Annotated in this window: 13 protein-coding genes; 7 read left to right on the plus strand and 6 right to left on the minus strand. The window is 65.4% G+C overall.

The window, feature by feature from the left end:
* Positions 1-47: 47 nt before the first annotated feature.
* Positions 48-995: an HTH-type transcriptional regulator CysB gene (gene cysB, locus FLM21_RS06550; protein ID WP_148714793.1), complete on the minus strand. Its 948-nt coding sequence runs from the start codon at positions 993-995 to the stop codon at positions 48-50.
* A gap of 117 nt (positions 996-1,112) precedes the next feature.
* Here cysB and FLM21_RS06555 point away from each other — a divergent pair, with 117 nt between their 5' ends.
* From FLM21_RS06555 to FLM21_RS06580, 6 genes are all read left to right on the plus strand, one after another.
* On the plus strand, positions 1,113-1,892 hold the full coding sequence (locus tag FLM21_RS06555) for a sulfite exporter TauE/SafE family protein (RefSeq protein WP_148714794.1): 780 nt from the start codon (positions 1,113-1,115) through the stop codon (positions 1,890-1,892).
* 27 nt (positions 1,893-1,919) lie between these two features.
* Positions 1,920-2,603, plus strand: a complete 684-nt coding sequence (locus FLM21_RS06560; protein WP_148717468.1) for a phosphoadenylyl-sulfate reductase — start codon at positions 1,920-1,922, stop codon at positions 2,601-2,603.
* Positions 2,604-2,719: 116 nt separating this feature from the next.
* A complete protein-coding gene (locus FLM21_RS06565) occupies positions 2,720-3,949 on the plus strand; it encodes a DUF3300 domain-containing protein (RefSeq protein WP_148714795.1) in 1,230 nt (409 codons plus the stop codon).
* An 11-nt stretch (positions 3,950-3,960) separates the two neighbouring features.
* A complete protein-coding gene (locus FLM21_RS06570) occupies positions 3,961-4,908 on the plus strand; it encodes a DUF2950 domain-containing protein (RefSeq protein ID WP_148714796.1) in 948 nt (315 codons plus the stop codon).
* 85 nt (positions 4,909-4,993) lie between these two features.
* The gene (gene kynU, locus FLM21_RS06575) at positions 4,994-6,199 is read left to right on the plus strand and encodes a kynureninase (protein ID WP_246120837.1); all 1,206 of its coding nucleotides are present in this window, start codon (positions 4,994-4,996) and stop codon (positions 6,197-6,199) included.
* Positions 6,200-6,232: 33 nt separating this feature from the next.
* Complete coding sequence (locus tag FLM21_RS06580; protein ID WP_148714797.1) at positions 6,233-7,210, plus strand: serine/threonine protein kinase; 978 nt, start codon at positions 6,233-6,235, stop codon at positions 7,208-7,210.
* A gap of 10 nt (positions 7,211-7,220) precedes the next feature.
* Here the strand turns inward: FLM21_RS06580 and FLM21_RS06585 are convergent, their stop codons facing one another.
* The 5 genes from FLM21_RS06585 to tsaB all read right to left on the minus strand — a co-directional run bounded on the left by FLM21_RS06585 (position 7,221) and on the right by tsaB (position 14,110).
* Positions 7,221-9,440 carry a putative bifunctional diguanylate cyclase/phosphodiesterase gene (locus FLM21_RS06585; RefSeq protein WP_148714798.1) on the minus strand — a complete coding sequence of 740 codons (2,220 nt, stop codon included), beginning with the start codon at positions 9,438-9,440 and terminating at the stop codon, positions 7,221-7,223.
* Positions 9,424-11,973 carry a PAS domain-containing sensor histidine kinase gene (locus FLM21_RS06590; RefSeq protein WP_187360117.1) on the minus strand — a complete coding sequence of 850 codons (2,550 nt, stop codon included), beginning with the start codon at positions 11,971-11,973 and terminating at the stop codon, positions 9,424-9,426. The genes FLM21_RS06585 and FLM21_RS06590 overlap by 17 nt, the downstream gene beginning before the upstream one ends.
* Before the next feature lie 81 nt (positions 11,974-12,054).
* Positions 12,055-12,969 carry a uracil-DNA glycosylase gene (locus tag FLM21_RS06595; RefSeq protein WP_148714800.1) on the minus strand — a complete coding sequence of 305 codons (915 nt, stop codon included), beginning with the start codon at positions 12,967-12,969 and terminating at the stop codon, positions 12,055-12,057.
* Positions 12,966-13,433: a ribosomal protein S18-alanine N-acetyltransferase gene (gene rimI, locus FLM21_RS06600; protein WP_148714801.1), complete on the minus strand. Its 468-nt coding sequence runs from the start codon at positions 13,431-13,433 to the stop codon at positions 12,966-12,968. Before rimI ends, FLM21_RS06595 begins: the two co-directional genes overlap by 4 nt.
* Positions 13,430-14,110 carry a tRNA (adenosine(37)-N6)-threonylcarbamoyltransferase complex dimerization subunit type 1 TsaB gene (tsaB, locus tag FLM21_RS06605; RefSeq protein WP_148714802.1) on the minus strand — a complete coding sequence of 227 codons (681 nt, stop codon included), beginning with the start codon at positions 14,108-14,110 and terminating at the stop codon, positions 13,430-13,432. Before tsaB ends, rimI begins: the two co-directional genes overlap by 4 nt.
* A 130-nt stretch (positions 14,111-14,240) precedes the next feature.
* Here tsaB and FLM21_RS06610 point away from each other — a divergent pair, with 130 nt between their 5' ends.
* The gene (locus FLM21_RS06610; protein ID WP_148714803.1) at positions 14,241-16,034 is read left to right on the plus strand and encodes an extracellular solute-binding protein; all 1,794 of its coding nucleotides are present in this window, start codon (positions 14,241-14,243) and stop codon (positions 16,032-16,034) included.
* The last annotated feature ends 18 nt before the right edge of the window (positions 16,035-16,052 follow it).

Here is a 16,052-nt window from a genome sequence, read left to right on the forward strand (position 1 = left end):
TAAAAAACCGGCCCAGAGGCCGGTTTTTTATTGGTGCCGCAGAAGGCCTATTCGTCGTCTGCGTCGCTCGGCTCGCACAGCAGATTGTCGCGGATCACGTCGCGCGTGAGGTGCGGGGCGAACAGCTCGATGAAATCGAAGGCGTAGCCGCGCAGATAGGCATCCTTGCGCACACCGATGTGGGTGGTCGATTTCTCGAACAGGTGGCCTGCGTCGATGCAGACCAGATCGCGGTCGTGATCGGGCTCGTAGGCCATGGCGGCGATCAGGCCGATGCCAAGGCCGAGCCGCACGTAAGTCTTGATCACGTCGGTATCGATGGCAGTGAGCACCACGTTGGGCGTGAGCGCCAAGCGCTCGAAGGCCTGGTTGATCTTGCTGCGGCCGGTGAAGGCAAAGTCGTAGGTGATCAGCGGGTAGGCGGCGATGTCGGCCAGCGTGAGCGTGCGGCCAAGCGCCGCCAGCGGATGCGCATTGGGCACGACCACGCTGCGGTTCCAGTCGTAGCAGTCGAGCATGGCGAGCTCGGGGTAGTGATCGATGCCCTCGGTAGCGACGGCGAGATCCGCTTCGCCATCGACGACCATCTCGCTGATCTGCGTCGGGCTGCCCTGCTTGATCGAGAGCCGCACCTTGGGATAACGCTCGAGGAAGGCCTTCACGGTGGCGGGCAATGCGTAGCGGGCCTGGGTGTGGGTGGTGGCGATGGTCAAACTGCCTCCTTCCACGTTGACGAATTCTTCGCCGATGCGCTTGAGGTTCTGCGCCTGCAACAGGATGCGCTCGGAAATCTTCAGGATCTCGCGGCCCGGCGCGGTCACGTCGACCACGCGCTTGCCGTTGCGGATGAAGATCTGCACGCCGAGCTCGTCTTCCAGCAGGCGGATCTGCTTGGAAATCCCCGGCTGCGAGGTATGCAGTTTTTCTGCCGCTTCCGAGACATTCAGCCCCTGGCGCGCCACTTCGACCAGATAGCGCAGTTGCTGCAGCTTCATGGCCTTTCCCCCAATTCAATCGTCAAAATAACCTGTGCTTCTAAAATCGTAACACATCAGTATAAGGACGAATATTCCCGCTGCTATCATCGCCGCTTCATTTAAGATCGGCGCAACATGGAAATCGGATTCATTGTTGCCGGCCTCGTGGTCGGCTTTATCGTGGGCATGACCGGTGTCGGCGGCGGGTCGCTGATGACCCCCATTCTGCTGTTCTTCGGGGTTAATCCGGCCACGGCCGTGGGCACCGATCTGCTGTATGCGTCGATCACCAAGGCGGGTGGGGTCTATGTCCACCAGAAGCAGCGCAATATCGACTGGAAGATCTGTGGCTGGCTGGCAGCCGGCAGCGTGCCCGCCGCCCTGCTGACCGTGCTGGCGCTGCACGCACTGCGCGCCGATACCGCCGTGGTGAATGCGGTGATCAAGCACTCGCTCGGCATTGCACTGCTGGTGACGGCAGTTGCCATCGTCTTCAAGCAGCAACTGCTGCGCTTTGCCCAGCACCACATCGGCGTCGGCGAGACGCTGTATGGCGGCCCACGTCGGCTGTGGGCCACCGTGGCCACCGGCGTGCTGCTCGGCGTGATTGTCACGCTGTCGTCGATCGGCGCCGGTGCCATCGGCACCATCGCGCTGTTCCTGCTGTTCCCGCTGCTGCCGACCGCGCGCCTCGTCGGCACCGAGATCGCCCATGCCGTGCCGCTGACGCTGGTTGCGGGCCTGGGCCACGCTGGGCTCGGCAATATCGACTGGCATCTGCTCGCCAACCTGCTGATCGGCTCGCTGCCCGGCATCTACGTGGGCAGCAAGCTTACCGGTCGCATGCCCGATCACATTCTGCGTCCGGTCCTGGCTGGCATGCTCGCCCTGATCGGTGCGAAACTGGTGTTTTGATCGCGCAGCGGTCTCCTGGAGCACATGATGGATCTGGAACAGAAGCTCGCCGAAACGCTGGCGGTGCTGCGACGCGTCGAGGCCGAGTTCAGCCCGGCGGTGTTTGCCAATTCGTTTGGCGCCGAGGACATGGTGATCACCGACCTGATCGCCCGGCACCAGCTCAATATCGAGGTGTTCAGCCTCGATACCGGCCGGCTGCCGGCCGAAACCTACGACCTGATGGCCAAGGTGCGCGAAACCTATCCGGCGGCGCAGGTGGTCACTTTTTTCCCGAGCGCTGCCAGTGTCGAGCGCTACGTGAACCAGAACGGCATCAACGCCTTTTACGAATCGGTCGAATTGCGCAAGGAATGCTGCCGCATTCGCAAGCTCGAACCGCTGGCCCGCGCGCTCGAAGGCAAGAAGGCCTGGATCACCGGCCTGCGTCGCGAGCAGTCGCCGACGCGCACCGACATGGCGCACCAGGAATGGGACGATGGCAACGGCCTTGCCAAGTTCAACCCCTTGCTGGAGTGGACCGAGAAGGACGTCTGGGCCTACATCAAGGGCAACGACGTGCCGTACAACAAGCTGCACGACCAGTTCTACCCGTCGATTGGCTGCGCACCCTGTACCCGGTCCGTCGCGATGGGCGAGGATGTTCGCGCCGGACGCTGGTGGTGGGAGAACCCCGAGTTCAAGGAGTGCGGGCTGCACGCCAAGCATTGAACCGCCCGGCAAAGCGAGCCGCCCCGAAGAGGGCGGCTTTTTTACGCACATGTTCTTTCGGGTGATATGCCGCTGACTTATATTCATGTCACTGCTGACATGAAAGGGAGCAAACCATGAGTCGTGCCATACGTACCGTGCTGTTGTTGTTTGCCCTGTGCCTGGGCATGCCCTGGGCACAGGCGGACGACGCCAAACCGTTCAAGCCCGAGCAGCTGGAACAGCTCGCCGCGCCGATCGCCCTGTATCCGGATGCCCTGGTGGCGCAGATCATGATGGCCGCGACCTACCCGCTGGAGGTGGTCGAGGCGGCGCGCTGGTCCAAGGCCAACCCCAACGTCAAGGACAAGGCGCTGGAAGACGCGATGACCAAGCAAAGCTGGGACGCCAGCGTGAAATCGCTGGCTGCCTTCCCGCAAGTGCTGCAGATGATGAACGACAAGCTCGACTGGACGCAGCAGCTGGGCGATGCGGTGCTGGCACAGCAGAAGGAGGTGATGGATGCGGTGCAGCGCTTGCGCGCCAAGGCACAGGCCGAAGGCAACCTGAAATCCGGCAAGGAGCAGAAGGTCACCACCGAGGCATCCTCCTCCGGCACCACAGTGATCAAGATCGAGCCGACGCAACCCGAGGTGGTCTATGTGCCCACCTACAATCCCACCGTGGTCTATGGGGCCTGGCCGTATCCGGCCTACACGCCGTATTACTGGTATCCGCCGGGCTACACCGCTGCTGCGAGCTTCTTTTCCTTCACGGTCGGCGTGGCCATTGGCTCGGCGCTGTGGGGCAACTGCAACTGGGGTGGCGGCGACATCGATATCGACGTGAACCGCTACAACAACTTCAACCGCACCAACATCAGCAACCGCGAGTGGAATCACGACAGCACGCACCGCAAGGGTGTGCAGTACCGCGATAACGCCACCCAGCAGAAGTTCAACCGCAGCGGCAAGCAGGGTGCGGACAGCCGTGAACAATTCCGCGGCCGGGCCGATGCCGAGCGCAAGAACCTGAATCAGGTCGATCGCGATGCCGTCGATCGCACCACTGCGCAGAGCCGCGAACGGGATCGCGCGCAAGGCGGTGATCGGGCACAGAGTGGTCAACGCCCGCAGAACCGTGATGGGCATACCCGTGATGTCCAGTCGCGCGATACCCAGTCGCGAGATCGCCAGAGCGGTGCTGCATCGACCAATCGTGCCCCGCAGCGTGACCAGGCCTTCCAAGGCTCCGACCGGGGCGCCGATGCGACCCGTGCCGCCAGCAACCGTGGCCAGGCCAGCCGTTCCACCGCACAACGCCCCACCCGCTCCACCGGCGGTGGCGGCCGCGGCGGCCGTCGCTAAGGAGGACCACCATGACCCATACCATTCAAAACCTGCTGCCACGCGCCCTGACCGCCCTGACTCTGCTGCTGTCGCTGGCAGTGCCACAGGCCCATGCTGCTGAGCGCCATTTCGCCACACCCGAGGAAGCAGTGGCCGCACTGCAAGCAGCACTGGAGCAGCATGACGAGAACGCACTGCTGGCATTGTTCGGCGACGAGGCGCATACGCTGTTGGATTCCGGCGACGCTGTGGCTGATCAACAGGCGCGCGAGCGCTTCCTGACTGCGTTGAAGGCGGGGCAGAAGTTGAGCGAAACGGGGCCGGGCGCTCGCGTGCTGGAAGTGGGGGAGGACGGCTGGCCGTTCCCGATTCCGCTGAAGAACGCCTTCGGCACTTGGGCCTTCGATACTCCGGCTGGCGCTGAGGAGCTGATCAATCGCCGTATCGGTTTCAACGAGCTGTCGGCCATCCAGGTCAGCCTCGCGCTCGTTGATGCACAGCGCGAGTACTATCAGCGCAACCCGGACAATGCGAAGCTGCTGCACTACGCCCGTCGCATCGTCAGCAGCCCGGGCAAGCGGGATGGCCTTTATTGGTCGGACGCGGTGAAGGCGCCGGATGGGCAACCCAGCCCCTTGGGCGAGCTGGTGGCCGACGCGTTCCGCGAAGGCTATCGCAAGCGTGGCGAGGTGGCGACGCCGTATCACGGCTACTACTATCGCTTGCTGACCCGCCAGGGCCCGGCAGCAGAGGGCGGCGCCTATGACTACGTCGCTAAGGGTTATCTGCTCGGTGGCTTCGCCGTGGTCGCCTGGCCGGCGGAATACGCGGTATCCGGGGTGAAGACCTTCATCGTCAACCACGAGGGCGTGGTGTACGAGCGTGACCTGGGCGAGCGTACGGCCGAGCTCGCACCTGCGCTGAATGCCTTCAATCCGGACGAAGGCTGGAGCCAGGCCGACGACACCTTGCATTGAGCTACGGCCGCCTGCGGGATTTCCGCAGCGGCTCGGTTGCATCCGCTGCGGTTAGCATGGGGCATCGCCCTTGTCCGGTTGCCCCATGCTGACCCGCTCCCACGCCCTTGCGCTCGACGCCCATGATGAACTCGCGTCGCTGCGCAACGCCTTCGATCTCCCCCCTGGCATCTATCTCGATGGGAACTCGCTCGGCGCACTGCCGCATGCGGCCAAGGCACGGATCGCCGCGCTGATCGAGCACGAATGGGGGCAAGGGCTGATCGCCAGCTGGAACGCGGCCGGTTGGTACGCTGCGCCACGCCGCATTGGCGACCGGTTGGCACCGTGGATCGGCGCTGCGCCCGGTGAAGTGGTGGTCACCGATTCGATCTCGGTCAACCTGTTCAAGCTGCTGTCCGCTGCGCTCACGCTGCAACGCGAGCGCACGCCGCGACGCCGGGTGATCGTGTCCGAGCGCAGCAACTTCCCCACCGATCTTTATATCGTGCAGGGCCTGATCGCCCAGCTCGATGCAGGTTACACGCTACGCCTGGTCGACGATGCGGCTGACCTGGCGAAGGCCATCGACGACGACGTCGCCGTCGTGTTGCTCACCCACGTCAACTATCGTACTGGTGCCATGCACGATATGGCCGGCCTGACTATCCAATGCCACGCCCAGGGCGCGCTGGTGATCTGGGATCTGGCGCATTCGGCCGGGGCGGTGCCGGTCGATCTCAACGGCTGTGGAGCCGATTTCGCCGTCGGCTGCAGCTACAAATACCTGAATGCAGGCCCCGGCGCGCCGGCTTTCCTCTGGGTGCCCAAGCGGCACCAGCACCTGCCGCAGCCCTTGTCCGGCTGGTGGGGGCATGCCGATCCATTCGCGATGGCGCCACAATTTCAGGCGGCCGATGGTATTGCCCGCTTTCTCTCCGGCACGCCGTCGCCATTGGGCTCTGCGTTGCTGGGTGTTTCGCTGGATGTGTTCGAACACACCACCATGGCCATCTTGCGCGCCAAGTCGCTGGCGCTGACCGATCTCTTCATCGCGCTGGTCGAGGCGCAATGCCCGGCGCTGCAGCTGGTCACGCCGCGCGAGCACGCGGCGCGGGGCAGCCAGGTCAGCCTCTACCATGAACAGGGCTATGCCATGGTTCCAGGCACTGATCGCGCGCGGCATCGTCGGCGACTATCGCGAACCGGGCATCCTGCGCTTCGGCTTCACCCCGCTCTATACCCGCTTCGTCGACGTGTGGGATGCCGCCGCGGCGTTGACCGACGTGCTGGCGAGCCGGGCATGGGATAATCCGGCCTTCATGCAACGCGCCACGGTCACCTGATGACTCATCCCTATGCCGCGCTCACGCCCGATTGCGTGCTCGATGCCCTCGATTGCATCGGCTATCGCACCAGCGGCAGCCAGTTCCCCCTCAACAGCTATGAGAACCGTGTCTACCAGGTTGGCATCGACGACGAGCCGCCAGTCATTGCCAAGTTCTATCGCCCGGGGCGCTGGAGCGAGGCGCAGATCCTCGAAGAACATGCATTCGCCGCCGAACTGGTGGCACACGAGATTCCGGTGGTCGCGCCGCTGGCACAGGATGGCCGCACGTTGTTCGCGCATCAGGGTTTTTTGTTCGCGGTGTTTCCCCGCCGCGGCGGGCGGGCGCCGGAGCTCGACCAGCCGGACACGCTGGAATGGCTCGGCCGCTTTCTTGGCCGCATCCATGCCGTCGGCGCGGTACGGCCGTTTGCCGAACGCCCAGCGCTGACACCGCAGACCTTCGGCGCGGCGCCACGCGATCTATTGCTCGCCGGCAGCTTCGTGCCGGATGACCTGCTGCCGGCCTATCGCAGCGTGGTCGATCAGGCGCTGCAGGGGGTGGCGTATTGCTACGAGCGCGCCGGCACGGTGCCCGCGATCCGGCTGCATGGCGACGTGCACGGCGGCAACATGCTGTGGACGCCCGATGGCCCGCATTTCGTCGACCTGGATGATGCCCGCATGGGCCCGGCGGTGCAGGACTTGTGGATGCTGCTATCCGGTGAGCGCGAGGACCGGGTGCGGCAACTGGCTGATGTGCTGGCGGGCTACGAGGATTTCTGCGAGTTCGATCCGCGCGAGCTTTACCTGATCGAAGCACTGCGCACATTGCGGCTGATCCACTACGCCGGCTGGCTGGCCCAGCGCTGGGACGATCCGGCGTTCCCGCACGCCTTCCCCTGGTTCAACACCCAGCGCTATTGGCAGGATCACATCCTGGCGCTGCGCGAGCAGGTGGCAGCGATGGACGAGCCGCCACTGTGGCCGGTGTGAGCGCGCGGGCCTAGTGCCGCTGGCGCGCCGCCAGCCACTCCGTCAGTTCGTTCAGCGGCATCGGCTTGGCGTAGAAATAGCCCTGCGCCTCACCGCAGCCCAGTGCACGCAGGAAGCCCGCCTGTTCCGGCGTCTCGACGCCTTCGGCCACGATGCCGAGTCCCAGCTTCTTGGCCAGCGTGACAATGGTTTCGGCAAAGAGGCCGCCCTTGCCGTCGCGGATCTCGTCGACGAAGGCGCGGTCGATCTTCAGCCGGTCGATTGGCAGTGCGCGCAGCTGCGCCAGCGACGAGTAGCCGGTGCCGAAGTCGTCGATGGCGATGCTGATGCCGAGCATGCGCAGGCTTTCCAGCGCGGCCACCACCGTCTTCGGCTCATCCATGGCGATGCTCTCGGTGATCTCCAGCTCCAGCGCCGAGGGCGGCACACGGCGGCTGCCGAGCAGGCTCGCCACGCGTTCGGTGAGATCGCCGGCGCGGAACTGCGGCATCGACACGTTCACGGCAATGCGCACCGGACGGTCCTGCACGGCGGCGAGCGCCAGATAGGCAGAACAGGCCTCGTGCAGCACCCAATCGCCGATTTCGACGATCAGGCCGGAGTATTCGGCCAGCGGGATGAACACCGACGGTGGCTGGACGAAGCCGTTCTCGCCCGGCCAGCGCAGCAGCGCCTCGACACCGATCACCGCGCCGCTCTGGATTTCCACCTGCGGCTGGTACCAGACGACGAGGCGTCCGGCATGGAAATCGTGCTTCAGCTGGCGGATCAGGTCGAGCCGCCAACGGGTGTGCTCCTCCATCTCGCTGCTGAAGTGGTCGAAATCGCTGGAGACATGCTTCTTCGCCCGGTTGAGCGCGATGCTGGCACGCTTGAGCAGCATGAAGCCGGAGCCGCCGCCCTCGCGCAGCCGGCAGTAGCCGAGCTTGACCGAAACCGGTAGCAGGTGCTCGCCGACCTCGAACGGGATGTGGAACAGCGTCAGCAACTGCTGCGGCTGCAACTGGTCGGTCGGGCCAAGCACGCCGAACACATCGGCGCCGATGCGTGCCAGCCGGCAGGCCGGTGACAGGTTGGTCTCCAGCCGGGTGGCGACGGCCACCAAGAGTTCGTTGCCAACGTCATGGCCTAGACCGTCGTTGATGTCGGCGAAGTGATCGATGTCGATCAGCAGCGCCACCTGGTCGCCGTTCCCATCACGCAATGCCTGTTCGAGCTGGACGATGAAGCGCGACCGGTTGGACAGATGCGTGAGCGCATCGTGATAGGCGGCGAAATTCAGTTTCTCGACGTAATTGAGGTTGGAGAAACAGGCCGAGATATTGGCGGCGAACACCTCCACCAGCTGGCGATCGGCGTCGGACAGCGGCTGGCGGGTTTCGAGGAACACGGCACCTTCCTGCTCGGCGCCGCGCAGATAGAGCGTGGTGTGGTCGTCGGCGAACTGGTGCACACCGAACTGGATGGTCTGCTCGATGGCCTGCCGGACCCGGGCGTCATCCAGCGATTCGAGCGGGGCGGCGATCAAGGGCGCAAGCCGCCCGGCTGCGCCGACGATGTAGAGTCGCTCGCGTTCCGAATCGTCGAACGGCGAGCCGCGCTGCGCGCAGACGATGCCGTCGAGCGGCAGCTTCAAGAGCGCGGTGAGCTGGGTCAGCACGCCTTCGGCGAACTGGGTCAGCGCGTGCTGTTCCATCAGGTCCGCCACCGCGCGCACGATCAGCTCCAGGCCGCGCCGGTTCTCGGCGATGGTGCGGATCTGGTCGTAGCTGCGCAGCGCCGCGGTGATGGCGGTGATCAGCCGGGTGTGGGTGAGCTCGGCCTTGGTGCGATAGTCGTTGATGTCGTAGTTGTTGAAGACGGTGAGCTCGGGCGCGTAGCCCGGTTGCCCGGTGCGCAGGATGATGCGGCACTCGGTGAGCTTGAGCACGTCGCGGATGTAGCCGACCAGGGTGAGGCCGGCATCGCCGGTTTCCATCACCACATCAAGCAGGATCACCGCGAAGTCTTGCCGCTGCGCGAGCACTGTGCGGGCCTCGGCAGCGGAGCGGGCATGCACCAGCTCGAGCTCGCGGCCGAGGATGAGGTGATGCGACAAGGCGAAGCGGGTCGCGGCGTGGACTTCGTCGTCATCGTCGATCACCAGCACGGCCCAGCGCTCGTGCGGCACATGCGGTCTGGCGCCGTCTTCGGCGATCAGCTGCAGGTCATCGTCAGGATGATGGCTCATGGTCTTCCTGCGGTTGCGGAGCAGTCAACGGCAGCAGCACGGTGAAGCGGGCGCCACCGCCTGGCGCGTCGTCCAGGGCCAGCTTGCCGCCCAGTACGCCATATATCAGGTTGTAGACGATATAGAGGCCGAGGCCGCTACCGCCCTGGCCGAGCCGGGTGGTGAAGAACGGGTCGAACACCCGCCGGCGCAGTGTTTCCGGAATGCCGCAGCCGTTGTCCTGATAAACCAACTGCACCGTGCGTTCGTCGGCCAACGCTGCACTGATGCGGATATGGCCGGGCCTCTCGGCCGAGAGGCCGTGCGCCAGCGAGTTGGTCACGAGGTTGGTCAGCACCTGTTCCAGCGGGCCGGGATAGCTCTCCAGCTGCACGCCGGGTGGCAGCGCCACGTCGACCTGGTGCGGGGTGTGCTTGAACTGCGGGCGCAGCGTGGACATCACTTCGTCGACAGTCTGCTTGAGGTCGAACACCCGGCGGCGCGTACTGGCGGTATCGACCGCCACCTGCTTGAAGTTGCTGATCAGCTCGCTGGCGCGCTGTGCACTTTTCTCGATCAGCAGTGCCGCCTCGGTGCTGGTCTCGATAAAGGCTTCCAGTTCCGAGCGCTTGAGCCGGTTTTCGTGCAGCAGCGTGCGGAACTCGGCGACCTTTTGCTTGAGCGTGGACGAGACAGTGACCGTATTGCCGAGCGGCGTGTTCAGCTCGTGGGCGATGCCGGCGACCAAATTGCCGAGCGAGGCGAGCTTTTCGGATTGCACCAGCTGGGCCATTGCCTGCTTGAGCTCGATATTGGCCGCCGACAGCTCGCCGGTGCGTTCTTGCACCAGGTCTTCCAGCCGGTCGCGCGTCTGGCGCAGCTCGTCTTCGTACTGCTTGCGCACGGTGATGTCGACATCCATGCAGACATAGGTCGGCGCGCCATTGGGCCGGGTGATCTGGAACTGCGTCGACAGCGTCCAGGCGGTGCTGCCGTCGCGCCGCGTCACCGGCCATTCGGTCGGCTCAGTGGCCTCGCCGGTGTTGGCGATATGGTGCAGCACGCCGAGGAAGTTGTGATGGTCCACTTCGCTGAACATGAACTCCGAGGCCAGCCGGCCGACTGCCTCGTGCTCATGCCAACCGAACAGCTTCTCACTGGCGCGATTCCAGAACAGCACACGGCCTTCGGCATCGTAGCCCTGGATTGCCACGTTGGGAGTGTTGTCGACGATGGCGCGCAGCGTGGCGCTGGCCTCGGCCTGGGCGGCCTCGGCGGCCTTCTTTTCGCCGATGTCGAGCAGCACGCCGTCGATCACCCGCTCGGTCCCCAGATGGATGCTGCGGCCCCGCTCGTATACCCAGCGTACCTCACCGTCGGGCGGCAACAACCGGTACTCGATCTCGTAGGTTTCCTCGCTGACGAGGGCATGGCGGATCTCATGCGCCACCAGCTGGCGATCAGCTGGATGGATCAGGTCGGCGAAGGTGAGGTCACGATTGTGGATCAGCGCATCGGGCGGCAGGCCGGTCAGCGAGGTGATGGCGGGGCTCAGGTAGAGCATGGTCCATTGTGCGTCCGCCCGGCAACGGAACACGGCGCCGGGCAATTGGTCGACCAGCGTGCGGTAATGCCATTCGCTTTCCTCGAGCTGGCCGCGTGCCAGCTCCAGTGCCAGCTCACGGCGTTGGCTGCGCGCGTAGAGCTCGAGCAGCACCAGCGTGCCCACGCCCAGCAGCAGGATGGTCAGCAGCCCGCCCCAGCGCACTGCATTGGCAAGCCAGTGGCCGTAGTCCTCGCCACCGAGCCCGCCGGCCGTGACGTCGCCCAGCCAGCGCCAGCGACTGTTGCTGCGCATGGTTTCCTGGTTGATGGTGAACAGCGTGCCCGGCGCCGCCCGTGCCTCACCGATCACGAACACGGGTGTGCGGCTGTCGCTGGCGACGGCCAGCCGCAGCTGCAGCCCAAAGCGGGGCAGGGCGGCAGCCAGGTCGTCGAAATCCACCCGGGTGAACACCAGCGCGCGCCGGCCCTGGCGCGCCAGTGGGTAGGCGTAATAGGCCCAGGTCTCGCCACCGGCGGCCTGGACCACAGGGCCGAGCAGCACCTGCACGTTGCCGACCTGCGCTTGCGGCAGCAACCCGGTCAGCGCGGCATCGCGCGTGAGGTCCGCGCCGATCGGCGCATTGATGCCACGGGCGTTGTAGCGCAGCCGCAGCACCCCATGGGCATCCTCCTCGGCGTAGGCCAGGCCCACGGCACGGCCGCCTTCGGCTGCGGCCTGCAATACCGTGGCCGCGCGCGCGTATTCCTGTGCGGAAACGTCGTCGGAGGCGAGAAACAGTGCCGCCACGCCGCGCAGCGCCTGCTGGCGGACATCCAGCCAATGGTTGACCAAGGTGATGTTGCGCTGCAGATCCTGCTCGGCACGAATGCGCAGGCTGTCACGGGCGTGATGCTCGAGCCGGCTTGCCAGCATGAAATCCAGCGCGATCACGCTCAGCGCCAAGGCGATGACGGCAAGGCGCAGCAGGTGGTGGAGGCGGGGGCGCATCGGCATGACGGGCGAATCGCTCGGCGGGTTCCTACCTTGATAAGCCATTGGCCGTTCCCGCGCCACGCGGCAACGGTAGGCTTATGGATTTTGCTGCTGTGGCGGGGTCGAGCGCTTGGTGAGTTCTGCCTCGAGCAGCAGCAGGTCGCGCCAGGCGCGGGCCTTGTCAGGCAGGTTGCGCAGCAGATAGGCCGGGTGATAGCCGACCACCACCGGGATGCCGTCGACTTCATGCACCTTGCCACGCAACGCGCCGACCGGTGCCTCGGTCTGCAGCAGCGTCTGGATGGCGAAGCGGCCGACGGCGAAGATCAACCGGGGCTGGACCAGCGCGATCTGGCGGGCAAGGAACGGCGCGCATTGCAGCACCTCCTCGGCCTGCGGGTTGCGGTTGCCCGGTGGGCGGCATTTGAGCACGTTGGCGATGAACACGCGTTCGCCGCGCTTCTCGCCGATGGCGGCGAGCATGTTGTCGAGCAGCTTGCCGGCGGCGCCGACAAAGGGCTCACCCAGGCGATCCTCCTCGGCACCCGGCGCTTCGCCCACCACCAAGAGCTCGGCCTGCGGGTTGCCGACGCCGAACACGGTCTGCGTACGGGTCTGGCACAGGCCACAGGCGGTACAGCTGGAGACTTCAGCCTGCAAGGCCTGCCAATCGAGCTGCGCAATGCGCATGGCGCGCTCGCCTTCTCCGACCGACAGCTTGGCATGCTGCACCGGTGCACCAGCCCGCTGTGCAGCCGACGGCACAGGTGTGGTCGCGGCGACAGGGGCAGGCACGGGCATGCGTGGCGCTGTCGGGGCTTCCGCCACCAATGCGGCACGCGCCTGCGCGGCACTAGTGGTCGCAGCCACAACGGGCGGGGAGGAGGTGGCGGATGTCGCGGCCTGCGGGGGGGGCGGAGCAGCTTCGACCGGGGCTGTCGAGATCAGCCTGGGGCGCACCCACAACGGCGTGAGCCCGAGTTCGGCGAGCACCAGGTCGCGGCGGCTCATGCGAAGTGGCCTGCCAGCGTGAAGGCGTAGAGCCGCGCATCCTCGCGACCGCCACCCGGCTGCGGATAGTAGTTGCGGCGCACGCCGGTCTCGCAACCACCGGCCGCCTCGTACAGCGCCTGCGCACGACCGTTGCCGGCGCGTACTTCAAGGAACAGGCTGGCGGTGCCGGCCTGTGACAGCTGCCGGAATATCTCGCCCAGCAGCGCCTTGCCGAGGCCTTGGCCCTGGCGGGCCGGATCGACGGCAATGGCAAGCAGCTCGGCTTCGTCCAGCACCCGGCTGGCGACGGCGAAGCCGATCAACTGCTCGCCATCGAACAGGCCCAGGCAGAGGTGCTGCGCCAGCGAATCACGCCAATTATCCGGATGCCACGAGTGGCTGTTGGTCGCCGCGTCGAGCAGCAGCAGTGCCGGCAGATCGCCGGCCCCGAGCACGCGGTAGTCCAACACCGGGCTGCTCATGCCTTGGCGCGCTCGTGCGTTTTCAGCGCGACCTTGTCGCGCAGATAGGTGAGCGGTGCATCCTCTGGCGCCAGCGCTTCGCCGCGGGCAAACACCGGCAAGGCCAGTGCCAGCAGATGGCGGGCGTGCGGGAATGGTTCGGGCCGCACGCCAGCGAGCGTATCGCCCAGCCGGGCGGCCAATGCGTCGCCATAGGCGCCGAAGCCGCTGCCCACACCGATCCAGTCCTGGCTGTCGGGCACGGCTACCGTATCGGGGTCGCAGACGACCGGGGCGATCGCTTCGCGCCAGCCTTCGCCGTCACGCTGGTAGGCGGCGGCGTAGACCTGGTTCATCCGTGCATCGAGACAGGTGTAGACACGTTCGGCACCACAGCCTTCGGCCAGTGCCAGCAAGGTGGATACGCCGACCAGCTTGATGCCGAGGCCAAAGGCCAGTCCCTGGGCGATGCCGCAACCGATGCGCAGCCCGGTGAAGGAGCCCGGGCCCATGCCGTAGACGATGCCTTCGAGATCGGCGCGGCCGATGCCGCCATCGGCGAGCAACGCTTCGATCTCCGGCAGCGTGCGTTCTGCGTGCTTCTGCCCAACCAGCCAATCGCGCGCTAGCACGCCGGCGGGCGTCGTCACGGCCAGCGAGAGGTGTTCGGTAGTGGTGTCGAGCGCAAGATAGGGCATGGAACGCGGGGCGGTGAAAACTCGCGCCGATTCTATCACGCGAGCTGGTTGGCGCCCCGGTGTTGCGGCAAGCGCGCGCCGTGTAGGGCACGAATCGACCCTGCCTCAAGTGCGAGCTATGATGGGTCGCATGCTGCGCCTTGTGCCCATCCTGTTGCTGCTGAGCCTGTCGTTGTCGCCCGCTGCCCGGGCGGCACACGCTTTTGCGCTGGGTTATGCGCCCAAATACCCCTCGGGATTCGCCCATTTCGACTATGTGAACCCGGATGCGCCCAAGGGCGGCGCCTTGACGTTACCCAACCCGGACCGACGCACCAGTTTCGACAGCTTCAACCCCTTCCTGCTGAAGGGCACGTCGGCGGCGGGCCTGGGCAATCTGATGTTCGAAACCTTGCTGATCGGCAGCGACGATGAGCCTGCCACCAGCTATGGTCTGCTGGCCGAGGATGTCGACGTGGCGCCGGATGGGCTATCCGTCACCTTCAGGCTGCATGCCAAGGCGCGCTTCAACGACGGCAGCCCGGTGACAGCGGCCGACGTGAAGTACAGCTTCGATATCCTGAACAGTAAGCTGGTCTCGCCGCAGTTTCCGGCGCAATTGGTGGATGTGAAGAGCGCCCAGATACTCAATGCGCGCGCCATCCGCTATGTATTCCGCCGCAAGAACCCCGAGTTGCCTATCGTGCTGGGCGGTTTGCCGGTGTTTTCCAAACGCTGGGGCGGGGGCAAGCTGTTTGACAAGATCGCGCTGGACAAGCCGATCACCAGCGGCCCGTATTTGATCGAGCAGTACCAGAATGGGCGCCAGCTCACCTATCGGCGCAACCCGGACTACTGGGGCAAGGATTTGCCGACCCGCCGCGGTATGTTCAATTTCGACCGCATCACCTACCGCTATTACAAGGATGAGGTGGCGCGGCTGGAGGCGTTCAAGGCCGGTGAATTCGACTTCATCGTCGAATACAGCGCCAAGAACTGGGTGCGTCAGTACATCGGCGGCAAGTTCGCCACCGGCGAGCTCGTCAAGCGCGCCTTCCGCCACCACAACACGGCCGGCATGCAGGGCTTCATCCTCAATACCCGCAAGCCGCAGTTCGCCGATCTGCGGGTGCGACGAGCATTGGCGCTGGCACTCGACTTCGAGTGGATGAACCGGCAGTTCTTCTACAACCAGTACACCCGGCTCGACAGCTTCTGGTCCAACGGCGAGCTGGCTGCGCGTGGCCTGCCGGATACGGACGAACTCAAGCTGCTCAATCCGCTCAGGCGCAAGCTTGATCCGGCTGTGTTCGGCCCGGCACCGCAGCCGGCCACAACCACGCCGCCGGACAGCCTGCGCGACAACCTGCGCCAGGCCCGTGCGCTGTTTGCCGAAGCGGGCTGGACCTACCGCGACGGCGCCTTGCGCAATCAAAAGGGTCAGCCATTCGAATTCGAGTTCCTCGACGATTCCGGCCCCATGCTGCGGGTGTTCCTCGCCTACGCGCGCAATCTGGAGAAGCTCGGCATCCAGGCACGGCCGCGCCAAGTGGACTACGCGCTGTACCAGCGCCGCATGGACAGCTTTGATTTCGATATGACCACGCTGCGCTTCCCCGACAGCCAGAGTCCGGGCAACGAGCTGTACGACTATTACGGCAGCAAGGCGGCGACGACCAAGGGCAGCGGCAACTTCACCGGTGTGCGCGATCCGGCGGTGGATACGCTGATCGACGACGTGATTGCAAGCGAGACCCGGGCGCAGCGCATCACCGCCGTGCATGCGCTCGACCGGGTGTTGCGCCACGGCGCCTACGTGATCCCGCAGTGGTTCAGCGCCGAGCACCGGGTTGCCTATACCCGGCGTATGTCGCCGCCAGCGCAATTGCCGCTGTATTACTCGCCCGAATCATGGATGGTGGCGACATGGTGGCTGCAGCGATGAAGCCGCGGCGCATCCACC

Origin of the sequence: Chitinolyticbacter meiyuanensis (assembly GCF_008033135.1) — a bacterium.
Lineage (GTDB): Bacteria > Pseudomonadota > Gammaproteobacteria > Burkholderiales > Chitinibacteraceae > Chitinolyticbacter > Chitinolyticbacter meiyuanensis.